The sequence below is a fragment of the Ruegeria sp. AH3 genome (assembly GCF_056536265.1).
The window spans coordinates 63,441-80,091 of sequence record NZ_JBQFJL010000003.1 but is presented as its reverse complement, the minus strand read 5'-3'; the positions used below and the strand labels follow the sequence as shown (position 1 = coordinate 80,091).

Sequence of the window (16,651 nt, the reverse complement as noted above, 5' to 3'; positions counted from 1 at the left end):
TTGGAGCAAGGCCGTGCTTAACAAGAAAGAAAGGCAGCCATGTCCGCCACAGCGCCTGTAATCTCAGCCCAAAATGTCTGGAAATTATTTGGACCTTCGCCCGAGAGCTATCTGAATTCCATGCCGGCTGGCCGTAGCTTCGACGAGATTCGCGCAGATGGCTACATCGCCGGGGTCAAGGACGTCTCGATTGAGGTTGGCCGGGGCGAAATGCTGGTCATCATGGGACTATCCGGATCAGGCAAATCAACTCTGGTGCGGTGCTTCTCGCGCCTGCACGACATCACCGGCGGTACGATCAAGGTTGATGGTCAGGATATCATGGGCCTGAGCGAGCGTGACCTGATCGAATTGCGACGCAACAAGATGGGCATGGTATTCCAGTCCTTCGGCCTGCTGCCGCACCGCACGGTCCTGGATAACGTGGCCTTCCCGCTGGAAATGCGCGGTCAGGATCGCCATGACCGCCGTGAACGTGCACTGGAAGTCATCAAGCTGGTCGGGCTTGAGGGCCGCGAAGAATACTTCCCACGCGAGCTTAGCGGTGGGCAACAGCAGCGGGTCGGCATCGCCCGGTCCTTGGCGATTGAGCCGGATATCTGGTTTCTGGACGAGCCGTTCTCGGCCCTTGATCCATTGATCCGCCGCGAAATGCAGGATGAATTCCTGCGGCTGCAAGAGATGCTGGGTAAGACCATCGTCTTTATTACTCACGATTTCGACGAAGCGCTACGCCTCGCAGATCGCATCGCAATCATGCGCAACGGTGCGGTTGAACAATGCGATACACCTGATCAGATCGTCATGAACCCGGCCACCGAATACGTGGCAAAATTTACCGAAGACATCGACAAAGCCCGTGTCGTACACGCAAAAGGGCTGGCGAAACCGATCAATGGACATGCTCTTGAAGGAGCGCCCGTCAATGGCGGCTCGACCATCCACGAATTGGCGCGGGTTCTCGTTAATGACAACCGCATCCTTCTGCCGGTTGCCGATGACAAGGGCATTGTCACCGGTGTTCTGGAACGCGACGCCGCTTTGAATGTCTTGCTCGGAGCCGAATGATGGCGACGCTATCCACTGATCTGCACGAGGCCTCGCACAAGCCATGGGGGCGTACCCGCGTGCTTACGGCATTGCTGGCCGTGGCCTTTGCACTGATCCTTGTCAAGGTCGTCGGTGTTTTGCCCGAATGGCTGAACCGCATTCCCGAAGCGGCCATCCCACCCACAGCACAGCTTCTGGATGCGATCTTCAACTTCATCCAGAACGACCTTGGCCTGATCTATGTGACTCGCTTCATCGCCGAAGGCCCGCTGGAGTTTTTGTTGGACACATCGGCCAACCTTTTGGAAGGCAAGCGCCGCTGGCCTAATCTGGGACCAATCCCATGGTCTGCGATTGCAGCTGTTGCAGCTGTTGTCGGTTATGCCGTCGGGGGATGGAAGTTGGCAGCCCTTGGTGCGGGCACCTTCATCTGGACAGCCGCAATCGGACAGTGGAAAATCGCCATGCAAACCATGTCCGTGATTGTTGTCGCGGCACCCTTGGCGTTCCTGCTGGGTCTGGTTCTGGGTATCGCCGCGTGGAAATACGGCTGGTTCGAGCGGATACTGAAGCCCATCTTGTCCGTGTTGCAAACCTTGCCCTTCTTTACTTACCTGCTGCCTGCGGTGATCTTCTTCAAAGTCGGGCCAACAGCCGGTGCCGTGGCAACGATTACCTTCGCCATCCCGCCGATGATCCTGATGACAACACTGGGCCTTAAAAAGGTCAGTCCCGAAGTGATCGAAGCGGGTCAGATGTCGGGCTGCACCCGCTGGCAGATGCTGCGACATGTCTATGTTCCCGCCGCGCGCACCGAGATTTTGGTTGGAGTTAACCAAGTGATCATGTTGTGTCTGGCCATGGTGGTGCTGACCGCATTCATCGGCATGCCCGGCCTTGGCGCCAAGCTGTTAGCGATGATGGGCAGTTTCAAACTCGGGCGTTCTTTTGAGATTGGTGTGACCATCGTTCTTCTGGCGGTCATGCTCGATCGGATGTCAAAGGCTTGGGTCGTCAAACAGCCCGTTCATTTCGAACGCGGCACCCCATGGTGGAAGCGGCACCAGATCTCGCTGGTCGCGCTGGGTCTGTTTGTCGGGTTTATCCTGCTCTCGCAGGTCTTCCCGATCCTTGCCGAAGTTGGCCGCAAGCAGCACCTGAGCCAAGGCAAGGAAATTGACGTGGTAATAAAGTCGATTCTGGCGATTGATGCCATCAAGGGAACGACCGAATGGTTGCGCTGGTTCCTGAACGTCAAGGTTCTGATCCCGTTCCGAGACACGTTGCTGGCGATCCCTACCCCCGCCTTCATCCTGCTGGTCGTTGCCTTTGCCTATTGGATCGGCGGACGCCGCCCCGGCATCTATGCTGCAGTCTTCTTTACGATCGTGGCTTTCTCGGGCTGGTGGGATCGCTCCGTTATCACGCTCTACACGGTGATTTCGGCGGTCGCGCTGGCGACACTGATCGGTATCCCCCTGGGAGTTGTCGCGGCCCGATCCACCCGCTGGTCCAAGAGCATCCTTTTAGCCTGCGACACCGCTCAGACTTTCCCCAGTTTCATCTATCTGATCCCAGCAATCATGCTGTTCGGCGTCAATGATGTGGCCGTCGTGTTCTCGATCCTGATCTTCGCCGCTGTGCCATTGATCCGGTACACCATTATTGGCCTCAGCAGCGTGCCCCCGGAAATGACAGAAGCGGCGGACATGTCCGGGTCCACGCGGCGCCAAAAGCTGATGTCGGTTCAATTTCCGCTGGCGCTGCCAACAATGGCCGTCGGATTTAATCAGGCGATCATGTTTGCCTTTTTCATGGTCATCATCGCGGCCTTCATCGGCACACAGGACCTGGGACAGGAATTGCAACGCACGCTGGCAGGTACCGAGTTGGGCAAAAACTTTGTCCTTGGCCTGAACGTGTCGCTGATGGCGCTGACCTTTGACATGGCCATCAGCAGCTGGGCGGAAAAACGTAAAAAGCGACTGGGGCTCGACTGAGATGGCACAGCTAAAAAACAGACGCAGTGTTGCCCGTTTCGACGACAACGGCTTTGTCAGGATGCAGATGACAGACCTGCCCGACGAACAAGTTTGGTGGAAGAATGTCAGCTTTGACCAGGATACCGGGCAAGGCAGCTATCTGATGAAAATGGAGCCAGGCACGCGCTCGAACCCGCATGTCCATCATGGCCCGGAAGAGTTCTTTGTCCTTGAGGGTGACCTGACCGATCACGATGGATTCAGCTATCGCAGCGGTGACTTCGTAAGTCTTGCCGCAGGTTCCAGCCATTTTTCACACACCAAATCGGGATGCCTTTTGGTGGTGACGCACCGCGGTGCAACCGAATCCATTCAGGAAGGTGTAATATGAATGTGAAGCCGGTTTTTGAGGTACCGTATGAACGCAGCGGGGTTCTGGCCCCCGGCCTTCCGATCCTGCCTCATGGAACGGAACGCCATCCCGTCCCTGGAGCCGGGTCGCGTGCGGTTCCGGTGTCGAAGGGCGACAAGATCACTTTGCTGGATCGCGATGGGATGCAACCGTCCGAGATGGTATTCTTTGCCCCCGATCGAAGCTCGGACGCTGCCATGCTTGGCGTGCAGGGGCACGGTCGACCAGAAGGGCTGATTGCAACTCTGGCGAATGGCTCGGCTTCGGGCAAGAAAGTGTTGCGCGCCTTAGAGGTTGCAGGTTTCGACATCGGACGCGGGGATGCGATCAGGGCTTTCTCGGATGGATCACGCCCCGGTGACATGGCGCACTTCGTGGCGGAATGCGACGGTCTTCTGATCGTCTCTGCCCCCGGTGAAGCGATGCGACCGGAAGACAACAACCCACCGACCGACATTATCCTGTACATTCAGCGTGCCGCTCCCGGCTTGGAAAAACCGGACGTGGGCCCGCCCGATCCGTTGGCCGACCCTCTCAGAGACATCAACATTCAGCCTGGCAATGCCAAATCTTATGAGGTCAAAGCCGGAGAGTTCATCCAGATCGTGGATATCAGGGGCCGCGAATGCTCAGACTTTCAGGCGTTCAGCCGTCGTGCATTAGATCAGGGGATCGAACGCGAGATTGATCCCACCACAACGCGCAGCCTGATGGGCAGCTTGTATCCGCAACCAGGTATATTCTCGAAATACTGGTCAGTGGATCAGGAACCGCTGGTTGAGATCGTGCAGGATACATGCGGACGGCACGACACGTTCGGCCTTGCCTGTACCGCGCGGTATTACGAAGACCTTGGCTATCCCGGTCACGTGAATTGTTCGGACAATATCAACAAGGATCTGGATCAGTATGGTATCAAGCCGCGCGGAGGTTGGCCGGCGATCAACTTCTTCTTCAACACAATGCTGGACGAGACCAACGCAATAGGCATGGATGACCCGTGGTCGCGGCCCGGTGATTTCGTGCTGCTGCGCGCACTGACGGATCTGGTCTGCGTCAGCACCGGCTGCCCCTGCGACATTGATCCGGCAAATGGTTGGAATCCAACAGATATTCAGGTGCGAACCTACAAGGCGACCGAGGATTTCAAGCGATCCTATGGCTACAGAAAATCTGCGGAGGCGGATGTGGAAGAAACCAAGAAAACAGCATTTCACGACTGCTTTGCACGGCACTCCCGTGATTTCATAGAATACAATGGCTATTGGCTGCCCAACACGATGACCAATCATGGTGCCATTGCTGAATACTGGGCCTGTCGGGACAAGGTCGCGGTCATGGACCTAAGCCCCCTGCGGAAATACGAGGTTGTCGGGCCTGACGCAGAAGAGCTGATGCAACTTTGTGTGACTCGCAACATGAAAAAGCTGAGTGTTGGTCAGGTCGTCTATACGGCCATGTGCTATGAACACGGCGGGATGATTGACGATGGCACCGTCTATCGTTTGGGTGAAACAAACTTTCGCTGGATTGGCGGGAATGACACCAGCGGATTGTGGCTGCAGGAACAGGCGCTCAAACGCAATATGAATGTCTGGGTGCGTAACTCGACGGACCAGTTGCACAACATCGCGGTGCAGGGGCGTCACGGCCGCGACATTCTTTCCAAGATCTTCTGGACGCCACCTCAGCAACCAACGATCGAAGAACTGCTATGGTTCCGGTTTACTGTCGCACGTGTGGGCGATGTGCAGGGGACGTCAGTGGTTATATCCCGGACCGGTTATTCCGGTGAACTTGGATACGAAATCTTCTGCCACCCCAAAGACGCGTCGGAAATCTTTGATCGCGTTTGGGACGTCGGTGAGAAATATGGCATCGCACCGCTCGGGCTTGCGGCACTCGACATGTTGCGGATCGAAGGTGGATTGATCTTTGCTGGGTCGGAATTCGACGATCAGACGGACCCGTTTGAGGCAGGCATTGGCTTTACTGTACCGCTGAAGTCAAAAACCGACGATTTCATTGGACGGGCTGCGATCGAGGAACGCAAGACACACCCGCACCGCAAACTGGTTGGTTTCGAGATCGAAGGCGGCACTGTTCCCTCGCCGGGCGATTGCGTGCGCGTTGGAAAAGCGCAGGTTGGCGAGATTACCAGCGCAATGAAATCACCCGTTCTTGGCAAAGTAATCGCATTGGGCCGGGTTTCGGTTACCCATGCCACCATTGGGTCAGACATTGAAATTGGGCAGTTGGACGGGCAGCAAAAACGGTTGAAAGCCAAGATCGTTCCATTCCCGCATTTTGATCCGACAAAGGAACGTGTGAAAGGTATATACGCAGAGGCGACGGTTCCGGACGCTGCAGAATAGCAGCTAAGTACGGTGACGACATTCGAGTTCATCATGTCCGATCTTTGCCAGCCTTGAGAAAGTACTCGTCATTCGACTTTGAGATTCTGTCCAAAACGGGCATTTTCAGATTGCCGTTCTTTCAAATCACCATGGTCGCTTTACTGGCGTTGTGTTCAACACCCGGTTTGGCGGACGAATGTGATCGGATTACTATGCTGGAAAGCTACGAAACCACTGCTGCCGCTCCCGAAGGCGCAATCTGTGAAACCTTTGTGGGCTTGGTTGGCACCAGGGGCATTTCATGCTTTTGGTCATTTTCGTATCGAAACGATAGCGCTGACCTATTTTTTCGCGACGCTTGGCTTGAAGTCATAAGTTGTCGCGAAGGTAGTAGCCCTTCAGTTTCCGACCCTGCGAACCACCCCGACAGCTACAACTTTCGGGAACTGATCACAGAGCGGGGCACATACCGCGTGTCGAAGAAGGACAAGAGCCAGCAAAACCAAACTTTAGTTGGAATGGGTTTTGTAAACCACAAATAAAGTACATCGTTCTCGTCACCATCGTCGATTTCCTGCGTGCACGCCCGCAGTTTAACTGTGGCGTCCATCAGGTCTTTGCTGATGAGAGTGATATCATCCAGAACTGCGCCCAGCAGGTTCGCTTTCTACATGGCCCGAAGATAGTAGGCACTTAATATGCTCCGCGCTTTCGCGCTTGCTCCTTCGTCAACGATGCCCTGAAGCGTGTTCGCAAAGGCTAATTCAACCAGGTCGGCCAGCAGCTTACGCTTGCTGCAAGAATGGTAAGCTACCGCCATCGGCGTGACCTTTAGCTTACCCGCCAATAGCCGAAACGAAAGCGCATCGGCTCCCTGCTTTTGAACAATGGGCAGGGCAGTTTGCAGGATAAGCTGTTTCGACAGACGTTCCTCTGACTTTTGGTCACCCGACAGTCGGTGTTTTGGTCATGCACTTTTCACTTCGTAAACCAGATCGACCATACCCGATGGAAAGGTAGTGGCAGAGATCAGTTCAAGATCAACATCGCCGTTCATTTCACCGAAAGTGCGAATGCCATCGCCCAGTAGTATAGGAACCACAGTTATCTTCATGTCTTGTACAAATCCGGCCTGAAGGAACGACCGAATGATCGCACCGCCATCGACATATACGCGTTTGTAACCGCGCTGGTGAAATATCCCCCATAACTCTTCGGGGCTAGCAGTGGAGAACTCAATTTTGTCGTGTAGATGCTCAGGTATGTCCTGTTTCGTCATGGACCGGCTGAGTACCACGACAGGTTTCTCATATGGCCATTCATCAAATCCAAGGACAGTTCGCAGTGATCCGGTCCCCATAACAAGAGTATCCACGCTGTTCATAAACTTGATGAACCCGTGGTCTTCGTTTTCAGAGCGCTGCTTGTTCAGCCAATCGAGCGAATGGTCTTTTCTTGCAACGAAACCGTCGAGGCTCATGGCCATCATGATGTGTCCGGTTGTCATATCGGTTTCTCCGCGAGACTTAATTTATCTGGTGTACAAATATAGAGTCAGTGACGTTCAAGTCGAATGTGGTCAGGATTGGACTCTCAGCCAGGCCGAGAATGCAGCCACGGCCTCCGTTGCAACGGTACCGTTCGGCTTAACCAGAAAGTACCCGTAGTTGGGCAGCTCAATTTCGGACAACCGGAATAGCCGTTGGGCCTCCAAATCAGCCGACACAAGGTCATCCATCAAGGCAATCCCCTGCCCGTCGATGACGGCTTGCACCCGGACATTGGGGTCAGGAACGATCAACACATCCTGCCGCGATTGCTGGGGCAGATGTGCGGCGGTCAGCCAATCGGACCAGGCGTTGCTGTCATCGCGATCTCTGAGCAAGGTGAGTCTTGATATGGCCTCGTCCATTCCCAATTCCTCAACCATTTGGGCTGTGGAGGCGTTTCCTACGGGATAGGGCGGCATCGGCATGAAGGGCGTCACACTGCCGTGACTGAACTCGCCGTTTCCCCATCTGATCGCCAGATCAACATCCGGCATCTCGTGATCAGAGAATTCGATCATCGGCTGAATGCGCAGCTGCACATCCGGGTGGCGTTGCATAAAGGTCATCAGACGTGGGGACAGCCACCGCGCCGCGAAATAGGTCGACACTCCAACAATCAGGGATCGCGATACGCGCCCCTTAATCTCCAGAATATCAGCTTCGATTTCCTGATAACGGGTCTGGCAAGCCGCCAGAAGCTTCACCCCTTCATCCGTCAAAGTAACGCCGCGTGTAGTGCGGCGGAACAGGGCCATCCCCAGATCAGCTTCAAGCGTCTTGATCTGATAGCTAATCGCACCCTTGGTCATGTTCAGCGCTGCGGCAGCGTCTGAGAAACTGGAATGCCGGGCAATCTCGGCGAACAACCTAAGCAGGTCATGATGGCGAAAGTGTCGGCGCATACCAAACTAGTACAAAATTTTTGAACGCGATGGCCAGAAAATTTCGATTTCCAACTGGGCAAAAAACGCCAATCATTTCAGGGAACAAATGAAACGGAGTTTCGCGTTTGGGTGCTTTGAACACCACCACGGACATCTCGAAACCGGCAGTGCGCCGCAGCCGCTTCCGTCGTGATCGACCCTCATGTGGTGACACGATTTCTCCAGGCGCTCCGTTCTCGACGCGAAAGATACCTGCATACGAATTGCTAAATGACGCGGCCTTGGCAAGGATCGAAGACCAGGCGGATTGGATTCTTACAAAGATAGGCGTCGAATTCCGGGGCGATCATGTGGCGCTCGAATTGTTTGCCGCGTCCGGTGCCCAAGTCGATGGTGAGCGAGTCAGGTTTGAGCCCGGACATGCGCGCGCACTTTGCTCAACGGCCCCGTTGGAGTTCAAATTGCACAGCCGGGATCCGGCCAGAACCGTGACCCTTGGTGGCGACAATATTGTTCTGATGCCGGGTTACGGGTCTCCCTTTGTTAGCGATCTGAGCAATGGAAGGCGATACGCGACGCTCGAAGACTTCCACAACTTTGTAAAACTCACATACAGTTCCCCTGCCCTGCATCATTCCGGCGGCACGGTGGTCGAACCAACGGATGTGCCCGTGAATAAGCGGCATTTGGACATGTTGCTGGCGCACCTCACCCTGACGACCAAACCTTTTATGGGGTCCGTCACTGCGCCAGAACGCGCACAAGACAGCATCGACATGGCGCGGTTGGTCTTTGGACGCGACTTTATGGAACGCAACGCCGTGATGCAGGCCAATATCAACGTCAACTCTCCGCTGGTGTTCGATGACACCATGTCCTCCGCGCTCCGCATCTATGCCAAAGCAAACCAATGCGCGTGCGTCTCTCCAGCGATTTTCGCTGGGGCCATGGGGCCGCTCTCTCCTGCGGCAGTGGCAGCCCAAACGCTCGCCGAAGCCATGGTCGGCATCGCCCTGGCACAGCTTGTCCGGCCCGGGTGCCCGGTGGTCATGGGGTCGTTTCATTCCAGCATGAACCTGCGCACGGGCGCGCTGACCTTTGGGTCGGCGGAAGCCAACATGGTCACCATGGCGCTGTCGCAACTGGGGCATAGACTTGGCGTTCCGGTGCGCTCGGGCGGCGGGCAAATCACCGCGTCCAACGCTCCGGACGGGCAAGCGATGCAGGACAGTACGGGGGCCATGTGGTCCACCCTTCTGTCCGGCGCGCATCAAGTCTGGCATGCGGCGGGCTGGCTCGAAGGTGGATTGGTCATGTCCTACGAGAAGTTCATCATGGACGTAGATCACTGCGGCGCGATGCTGAAACTGTTGCAGGGTTTTGACACGGGCGATGAAGCCTTTGGCCGCGATGCCTATCTCGAAACCGGCCCGGGCGAGAATTTCCTCTCCACCAGCCACACGCTGCGCCACTACAGATCGGCGAATTTTGAACCGCAAATCCCGGATGCCGGCCCTTTCGAGACCTGGACGGAGAACGGCGCGCTCACGTCAGACCAACGCGCCAAGACGCGGTGGCGCCAGATGTTGGACGACTATCAACAGCCCGACATGAACCCCAGCACAAAAGCAACGCTTGAAGACTTCGTGTCTGAACGCAAAGCACGGATGCCGGACGAATGGTACTAGAAAGGAAGACCCATGACCGAAGAACTTAGCCGCACATCCGCCCTTGCATCGCGCCACACCGCGCTTGGCTCCGGGTTGGAGGACTGGAACGGCATGGGTACGGCCTGGACCTATAACACCAATCCCAATGATGAGCACAATGCGGTCCGAGAACGGGCCGGTATGTTCGACATGTCTCCCCTGAAGAAAGTGTTCGTTCGAGGCCTCGATGCCCAGGTGGTGCTGGATCATCTGACCACGCGCGATCTGACCAAAGTCGGACCGGGCAATGCTGTCTACCTGTGCGTTCTGAACGATGACGGCGGGATCGCCGACGATGCGATCGTGTCGAACAATGGTGGCAACGAATGGATGATCGTGCACGGCTCCGGCGATACCATGGCGCTGCTGGAAGCCTCGGCGGCAGGGCGTGACGTTCAGATCGACTTTACCGACGATCTGCATGACCTTTCAGTGCAGGGGCCTGCTTCTCTGGAGATCCTGAATGCCCACACGGATATCGACCTGGCCGAACTGGCTTATTTCGAACACGCGCCTGCGAAACTATTTGGTTATCCCTGCCGCATCTCGCGCACGGGTTACTCCGGCGAACGCGGCTACGAGATTTTCGCGGAAGGGACAGTGATAACGGGTATCTGGGACAAGCTCGTGCAGGAGGGCGTCATGCCATGTTCCTTTACTGCTCTGGACAAAGTACGTATCGAAGCCGGGCTGTTGTTTTACGGCTATGACATGACCGCAGAGAATACCCCATGGGAGGTCGGCCTCGGCTTCACCGTCAGCACAACCAAGGCCGATTATCGCGGAAAAGCGGCCGTCGTGGCGGCAAAAGGGGCCGAAAAAGTAAACAATGTGTGCCTGGATATAAATCACCCCGACATTGTGGCCGGTGGTGAAACGCTGTCACTGGATGGTGAACCTGTCGGCGTGATCAACAGCCCCTGCTATTCACACCGAATGGGAAAATCCCTTGCACTTGCGCATGTTGTTCCAGGACTGGCCGTTGGAACAACACTGGCAGTCTCAGGCGACGGCCTGAACACAAAAGCAACCATCGCAGCAAGCCCTATCTACGATCCACAGAAACTGCGCACCCGCGAATAAAGGGATCGTTGCTAGTTGCTGTAGAGCCGGCCCATGAGGGCCGTTCCTAATTAGTGCCAATGTCGTCCGTCGGCGCAAACCAACCCATTACTTTTAGTCAAACTGCGGCGCTTGCAATCAACACATGCCATTCGCTGCGAACGCAGAATTTGAAGAATGACAAATGTCGCCGCCGTCGCCACTGGATGCAAACAGAGCAATGCGTGGTTTACTCCGAACGAAAGTACGTTCTCCCAACCAGGCGGAATTCGACCAATACATGTATGGGTTGTTGAATTAAGACCGCTCCTCTGGTAACTGGACGAACCGGAAACCCTGATACAGGAGAGATCAGATATGCTGAATTGTCAGACCTCAATGCTTCGCGCGGCAGGCGCAGTAGCCCGTTAAAGCGGTCTGACAGGTTTCCGATCTGAAGGCCGCCTCGTGAGCGGCCTTTTTTTGTGTTTTCCTCATGTGGCGGCTTTCCAACATTTCATGGAGAGAACAATGCCAAGCTTATCACTTTACATTCCAATCAACCGGTCGCGTGGCCTCCTACTAAGGCTAGCGGCTATCTTCGCCCGGCGACCAAGCGCAGAACAGCCTGTTCTATTCAGAAAAGCCGAGCTGCCGGCTCACCTGAGGAAGGACGTCGGCCTTCCACCGGAGGCTGAACACCCGCCTCCTTCGCACCATAGGTTCCCTTTTTAAGGAATCGATCAAGCAAGGGTAGCTTTCAGCCCTTGCTCTTAATGATCGTTCCGTGTCCGGAGTGATGCGTTAACAAGAAAGAATAGCGCACCATTCGGATCGTAAAAGACCCGACAGCGTGTGTGATCCGGATCATTCGTGTCGATCTTGGCCAGTTTTCCACCCAATCGTTCCACGTCACGACAGGCGGCGGTGACATCTTCAACTTTGATGCTCGGAATCCAGTAGGCATCTTCTTGTTCCTGAGGCAACCCGCGCAACTGCTCGGCAATTTCATCGCCGGACAGTAGCGAAATGGTGGTTGTTCGTTGTAGTTCGCTGTCGTACCCGGAAACCCATCCGAACAACTCCGAATAGAATTCACCAGGGAAATCTGCGGAACTCGATAGATACCCGTCTATTCCAAATTGCCGCTCCTGCACCGGATAGGAGTGTCGGGACTGGCAGATACCAACCAAGGCTCCTAAAGGGTCCCTCAAAAGACAGTTGCGACCAACGCCCGGCACTTCGAATGGCGGTCTCTCAACGGTTCCACCGAGTTTCTCAACTGACGACGCGGATTGATCTACATCTTCGACCTCTACATAGGCGATCCACCCGTCGTCGTAGTGTTGCGGTGTCTCGGCAATGCCTGCGCCAACCTCTTCTTGTGCTAAGGCGAGCACAAAGTCCTTCTCTCCGCCGCCCCAGGCAAAATCCATCGCGTGCTCGGTCAAAAAGCTCCAGGAGGCAAGGTCTCGATAGAAGTCCATTGAGCGTGATCGGTCGCCCGTGAAGAGATCATGCCAAACGAATCGGCCGACCTGGTTACATGTCATGGCGGTGAGCTCCTATGATCCCCGCAAATAATACAGTACTGGCCTGCGGTCGATTTGACCCAAGTCAACAGCCGTGATCGCGTGTTTCTGAAACCCATGCTACTAATGGAAAGCCCCCATTCACTGCGGCCTGGCTTTCTGTGGGATTAACCTTCAACAGCCCTTCGCCGCTTTTTGTGTTCTTTGTTGCTCGCGACCCGATCCAAGCCTAATATTCCGTGCTTTGCAGTTCCAGCTTTTCGGGTTGAAGTTGGCCATTGGATAATGACCGCTAAAGCTGCTCTCAAACAAGGAATGTTCGATGGAGCCGAGTCTGATATTCGCACTGGTTGGAGCTACCGCTCTCCTGGTCGCTATTCCTGGGCCGAACGTAGCATTGATTGTTGCAAACACACTGGCTTACGGATTTCGCTTCGGCGCAATGACAGTGTTTGGCACAACTATTGGCGTGGCTTTGCAGCTTTTAATCGTCGTCCTTGGACTGGCCGCGCTCCTTGAGTTTGCTGCTTTCGCATTTCTTTGGCTGAAATGGATCGGAGTGGCTTATCTGGTCTATCTCGGCGTGACCGTATGGTGTCAGGGCGTCGCGGACCTGGATAAACAAAGTGCCAGCCGTGAGCCGCTGACAGCACTCTTCTGGCAGGGTCTCCTACTCGCCACGATCAATCCAAAGACCTTAATATTCAACGCGGCATTCCTGCCTCAGTTTGTGGCTATCGGATCAGGTTCTTCTGCTTTGCTTTTTACCGCCGTGATCTATGTAGCCATCATCATGCTCGGTGATCTTGTGTGGGCCGCTTCTGCGCAGATGGCGCGACCTGCAATAGTTAAGCTCGGACGATGGCGTCACAGGCTAACTGGTGTTCTTTTTGTTGGGTCGGGTATCGGTCTCGCTTTGGCCCGTGTTGATCGGTAAACGAATCTTTGGAACAGAAGTCAGTTGCTTTGCCTTGTCTAGAGATTAGCATGGGTTCAGAGGTGTCATTCTCTGCTTCGCTGGTCAGCGCTTGTTGGTGATCCGAACCGGACACTGGTCTAGCTGCCAGCATGCCTATCCGTCGCAGCAATACCAAAGCCCACCTGCGCCTCCGTGCTAAAAAAGTCCAGATTACCGCTCGATTGCGCTAACTCCTTCCTGCCTTCACTCGTCAGGAATGGCCACAGACCCTGCAAGGATACCTCCATCAATGTTAAGCTCAGCTCCGGTCATGTAAGGGGCTTCGTCGGATGCAAGCATAACAGCCAGTGCAGCTACTTCTGACGCTTCTCCAAATCGCCGCATCGGAGTATCAGCAACGATTGCTGCTTCTCGTTTTGCGCGGTCTGCACCTTCGCCTAACAGTGGCTCCCACATTGGCGTCTTGATTGCCGCCGGATGGATAGAATTGCAGCGGATGGCAAGGCCCTGACTTGCACAATACAGTGCGACCGATTTCGTGTGATTTCGGATAGCAGCCTTTGAAGCGGCATATGCTGCCGCCATAGGCACACCGATGATGCCAGAGCGTGAAGAGATATTGATGATAGATCCGGTTTTCGCTGGGCGCATGGCGCGAATAGCGTAACGGCATCCTAGAAACGTCCCGTCACTGTTGGTCGCATGAACCGCTCGCCAGTCTGAAAGTGTTGCGTTCTCGGGATCATGTGCAGGAGGTTGTCCGTCTAAGGATCCTTCAAATCCGGTGATACCCGCGTTGTTCACAAGCACATCCAGAACTGGAATTTGTGCTTCGATAGCCTCCCAGTCCATCTCGGAAGACACGTCCAGTTTTGCGAACTCCGCGCCTATTTCTTCGGCCGTCTTTTGACCAAGATCGACGTCCTTGTCGGTCAGGATGACCTTCGCTCCCTCGTCACAAAAAGCACGAGCAATTGCGGCTCCAATGCCGCGCGCACCACCTGTCACAATGGCTGTCTTACTGTGCAATCTGGGCATGTTTCTTCCGATCATTTGTACTTAGGCCGGTCAGGCGCGCCTGCTCCAGACTACCAGTATTCCAGGCTCATCGTCATGCTGCACTCGATTGCACTCATGCTTTCAGCACATCTCGATAGGTATTTGGTCTCCTAAGTGGCTCGTCGAAATCCCCGATACCATTAGGTCAGATCAGTGTGAGTGGGACCGGCGCACCTCCTGTAGCGACTTCCAGTATCCATACATACACAAGGCAAAAATCGACACGTTGCCAACAAAGTCGAGCAGCATCCAATGGGTGAACATCTCAACTACAAAGACAAAATAATAGTTGAAGATGAAGAACGGGATCGAGCCCACCAATCCAAATACCAGGAAGGTGGTAGGCGTAAACCGCGCAAGGGCCATGATGGTGCCTGCCAGAACAGCTTGTGCACCAAAGCACGCCAACAATAGTCGGCTCGTTTCGTTACCCACAAAGTAATTTGGTTTGAAAACAAGCTGCTCGACAGTACCGGGGAAGATCAGTGCCCAACCACCCAGTCCCAGAAAAACACCCGCAAGCATGCGTTGAATGTTGAGAACCGACATAATTCGTTTCCTACCTAGAGGGATGACAAAGCCAAAGACCTCACCATGCCCTGCTGCACTGATTGCGTGATGCAACTCCGGGCATCCTGGAAGTTCCAGCTAGCCCAAATTGACGACAATACACGCTGTTCAGATTTTTAATGACACTTACGTCAGTAACTTGTAGTTGGCAATAGGAGGTAATTGAGATTTCGGAACACACAGCAAAAACCAAGCACCGTCGTCGGAAAGAGCACCGACCCGGTGAGATATGCCAGGCTGCACTGGAAGAACTTCGTGAAAAGGGTCTTGCGGGGAGCACTTTTCAGGGAATTGCGCGTCGTGCCGGGATTTCCCGGACAACGGTATATCTATACTTCAATTCCAAGATGGACATCTTTGAGTCAGTGGCGCGCGACACCATGGAACGCGCACTTGACGAAGCGGCTCAGGCTATCGTCGAGTTTGAAGGGCCCTATGAGGAACTCTTTGAGAAGGTCATCGACCGGTTATACGATCAGCTTGTCGCGGGTGACGCGCGCTACATTTTTAAGGTCATGGTGGCCGAAGGTCACAATCACTCAGACATTGTTGCCTTCTACCATCGTGAGATTTTTTCAAAAGGTGAAGCGACCTTGCGCCGCCTGATCAGCGCCGGGGTGGAGAGTGGCGTGCTCAGCCAACAGGCTTCAGCTTTGGATCCGCGAACCATTATTGCGCCAGCAATATTTGCAGGTATCTGGAGCCTGATTTTCAGCGAAATTGATCCCATGAATGTGGAAAAATTCAAGCAAGACCATGCAAGAATTTTTTTGCGGGGCTTGCTCAAGCGAGAGGACGAAAAATGAACTCAGGCACATTCCAGCGTGTATTGGTGAATCAAACGCCAAGGACACCGGTTGCGCGAGTCGATTGGTTAGAACAAGGACACTTTGGCGGATTTGGAGGCATGAAATGACGTACGAACTATGGCTGGTTTATTTGGCTGCTGCGGTTGGATTGTCCCTGACCCCTGGTCCAAATGGGTTGTTGTCGCTGACACATGGGGCCTGCTATGGCTTCCGCCCGACTGTTTCCACCGTTTTGGGCGGAGCGCTTGGGTTCTTCCTTCTGATCGCAATTTCTCTGGCTGGCTTTGGCACCTTGCTCGCTGCATCGGAGCGCGCTTTTCTCGTCGCAAAATGGATCGGTGCCGCATATCTCGTCTATCTTGGTATTCGGGTTTGGCGCTCCGCACCCCCCGATTTTGGTGCAGCGACCAGTTTGACAAGAACGAATGATCTTGGAACCTACAGGATGTTCCAGCAGGGATTCCTCGTCGCCGTTTCTAACCCAAAGGGCCTCTTGTTCTTTGCTGCGTTCCTTCCACAGTTCATGGTCGCGGGATCGCCCTTCCTGCTACAGCTCGCTGTATTTGGCGGAACGTTCGTACTCGTTGAGGTTGTCTATGAGCTTCTACTGGCAGGATTTGCGCAGCGCATTGCGCCCTGGCTTGCCCGAAGCGGACGGTGGTTCAACAGGATCACCGGTGGCGCGTTTGTCGGAATAGGAGCGGCGCTCGCATCAGCGTCGAAGTAGCCATAAGTCTATGGGTTATTAGAGACGCGGTTAGAAAACTGATAGGTGCG

General features: G+C 54.7%; 15 protein-coding genes and 1 pseudogene. 11 read left to right on the top strand and 5 right to left on the bottom strand.

Annotation, left to right across the window (positions count from 1 at the left end; genetic code table 11):
* The first annotated feature begins 39 nt into the window (after window positions 1-39).
* The 5 genes from ACR3EM_RS21740 to ACR3EM_RS21720 are packed head-to-tail and all read left to right on the top strand — an operon-like array spanning window position 40 to window position 6,343.
* On the top strand, window positions 40-1,068 hold the full coding sequence (locus ACR3EM_RS21740; protein WP_480473089.1) for a quaternary amine ABC transporter ATP-binding protein: 1,029 nt from the start codon (window positions 40-42) through the stop codon (window positions 1,066-1,068).
* Entirely contained in the window at window positions 1,068-3,050 is a 1,983-nt protein-coding gene (locus ACR3EM_RS21735) for an ABC transporter permease (protein WP_480473087.1), read from the top strand. Before ACR3EM_RS21740 ends, ACR3EM_RS21735 begins: the two co-directional genes overlap by 1 nt.
* Window position 3,051: 1 nt before the next feature.
* On the top strand, window positions 3,052-3,423 hold the full coding sequence (locus tag ACR3EM_RS21730) for a cupin domain-containing protein (protein ID WP_480473085.1): 372 nt from the start codon (window positions 3,052-3,054) through the stop codon (window positions 3,421-3,423).
* On the top strand, window positions 3,420-5,819 hold the full coding sequence (locus ACR3EM_RS21725; protein WP_480473083.1) for a trimethylamine N-oxide demethylase: 2,400 nt from the start codon (window positions 3,420-3,422) through the stop codon (window positions 5,817-5,819). Before ACR3EM_RS21730 ends, ACR3EM_RS21725 begins: the two co-directional genes overlap by 4 nt.
* A gap of 53 nt (window positions 5,820-5,872) precedes the next feature.
* On the top strand, window positions 5,873-6,343 hold the full coding sequence (locus ACR3EM_RS21720) for a hypothetical protein (protein ID WP_480473081.1): 471 nt from the start codon (window positions 5,873-5,875) through the stop codon (window positions 6,341-6,343).
* A 425-nt stretch (window positions 6,344-6,768) separates the two neighbouring features.
* Here ACR3EM_RS21720 and ACR3EM_RS21715 read toward each other — a convergent pair whose 3' ends face one another.
* Both ACR3EM_RS21715 and ACR3EM_RS21710 read right to left on the bottom strand, forming a co-directional pair.
* Window positions 6,769-7,308 (bottom strand): dihydrofolate reductase family protein, encoded by a 540-nt coding sequence (locus ACR3EM_RS21715; protein WP_480473079.1) that lies wholly within the window; start codon window positions 7,306-7,308, stop codon window positions 6,769-6,771.
* 72 nt (window positions 7,309-7,380) lie between these two features.
* Window positions 7,381-8,253, bottom strand: a complete 873-nt coding sequence (locus ACR3EM_RS21710) for a LysR substrate-binding domain-containing protein (protein ID WP_480473077.1) — start codon at window positions 8,251-8,253, stop codon at window positions 7,381-7,383.
* A gap of 116 nt (window positions 8,254-8,369) precedes the next feature.
* On the opposite strand from ACR3EM_RS21710, the gene ACR3EM_RS21705 reads away from it, so the two are divergent.
* Together ACR3EM_RS21705 and ACR3EM_RS21700 are read left to right on the top strand one after the other, a co-directional pair.
* Window positions 8,370-9,923: a trimethylamine methyltransferase family protein gene (locus ACR3EM_RS21705; protein ID WP_480473075.1), complete on the top strand. Its 1,554-nt coding sequence runs from the start codon at window positions 8,370-8,372 to the stop codon at window positions 9,921-9,923.
* A 12-nt stretch (window positions 9,924-9,935) separates the two neighbouring features.
* A complete protein-coding gene (locus tag ACR3EM_RS21700) occupies window positions 9,936-11,027 on the top strand; it encodes an aminomethyl transferase family protein (RefSeq protein ID WP_480473073.1) in 1,092 nt (363 codons plus the stop codon).
* 731 nt (window positions 11,028-11,758) lie between these two features.
* Here the strand turns inward: ACR3EM_RS21700 and ACR3EM_RS21695 are convergent.
* Window positions 11,759-12,538: a VOC family protein gene (locus ACR3EM_RS21695; protein WP_480473071.1), complete on the bottom strand. Its 780-nt coding sequence runs from the start codon at window positions 12,536-12,538 to the stop codon at window positions 11,759-11,761.
* A gap of 301 nt (window positions 12,539-12,839) precedes the next feature.
* Between ACR3EM_RS21695 and ACR3EM_RS21690 the strand changes: the two genes are divergently transcribed.
* Window positions 12,840-13,454 carry a LysE family translocator gene (locus tag ACR3EM_RS21690; RefSeq protein WP_480473069.1) on the top strand — a complete coding sequence of 205 codons (615 nt, stop codon included), beginning with the start codon at window positions 12,840-12,842 and terminating at the stop codon, window positions 13,452-13,454.
* A 225-nt stretch (window positions 13,455-13,679) separates the two neighbouring features.
* On the opposite strand, the gene ACR3EM_RS21685 is transcribed toward ACR3EM_RS21690, so the two are convergent.
* Together ACR3EM_RS21685 and ACR3EM_RS21680 are read right to left on the bottom strand one after the other, a co-directional pair.
* A complete protein-coding gene (locus ACR3EM_RS21685; RefSeq protein WP_480473067.1) occupies window positions 13,680-14,444 on the bottom strand; it encodes an SDR family oxidoreductase in 765 nt (254 codons plus the stop codon).
* A gap of 201 nt (window positions 14,445-14,645) precedes the next feature.
* Window positions 14,646-15,044: a hypothetical protein gene (locus ACR3EM_RS21680; RefSeq protein WP_480473065.1), complete on the bottom strand. Its 399-nt coding sequence runs from the start codon at window positions 15,042-15,044 to the stop codon at window positions 14,646-14,648.
* Between the two features lie 182 nt (window positions 15,045-15,226).
* On the opposite strand from ACR3EM_RS21680, the pseudogene ACR3EM_RS21675 reads away from it, so the two are divergent.
* From ACR3EM_RS21675 to ACR3EM_RS21665, 3 genes and pseudogenes are all read left to right on the top strand, one after another.
* Window positions 15,227-15,421: pseudogene (locus tag ACR3EM_RS21675) on the top strand (TetR/AcrR family transcriptional regulator); the annotation flags it as partial.
* 24 nt (window positions 15,422-15,445) lie between these two features.
* The gene (locus tag ACR3EM_RS21670) at window positions 15,446-15,871 is read left to right on the top strand and encodes a hypothetical protein (protein ID WP_480473063.1); all 426 of its coding nucleotides are present in this window, start codon (window positions 15,446-15,448) and stop codon (window positions 15,869-15,871) included.
* Window positions 15,872-15,977: 106 nt separating this feature from the next.
* Window positions 15,978-16,601: a LysE family translocator gene (locus ACR3EM_RS21665; RefSeq protein WP_480473061.1), complete on the top strand. Its 624-nt coding sequence runs from the start codon at window positions 15,978-15,980 to the stop codon at window positions 16,599-16,601.
* Window positions 16,602-16,651 lie beyond the last annotated feature (50 nt).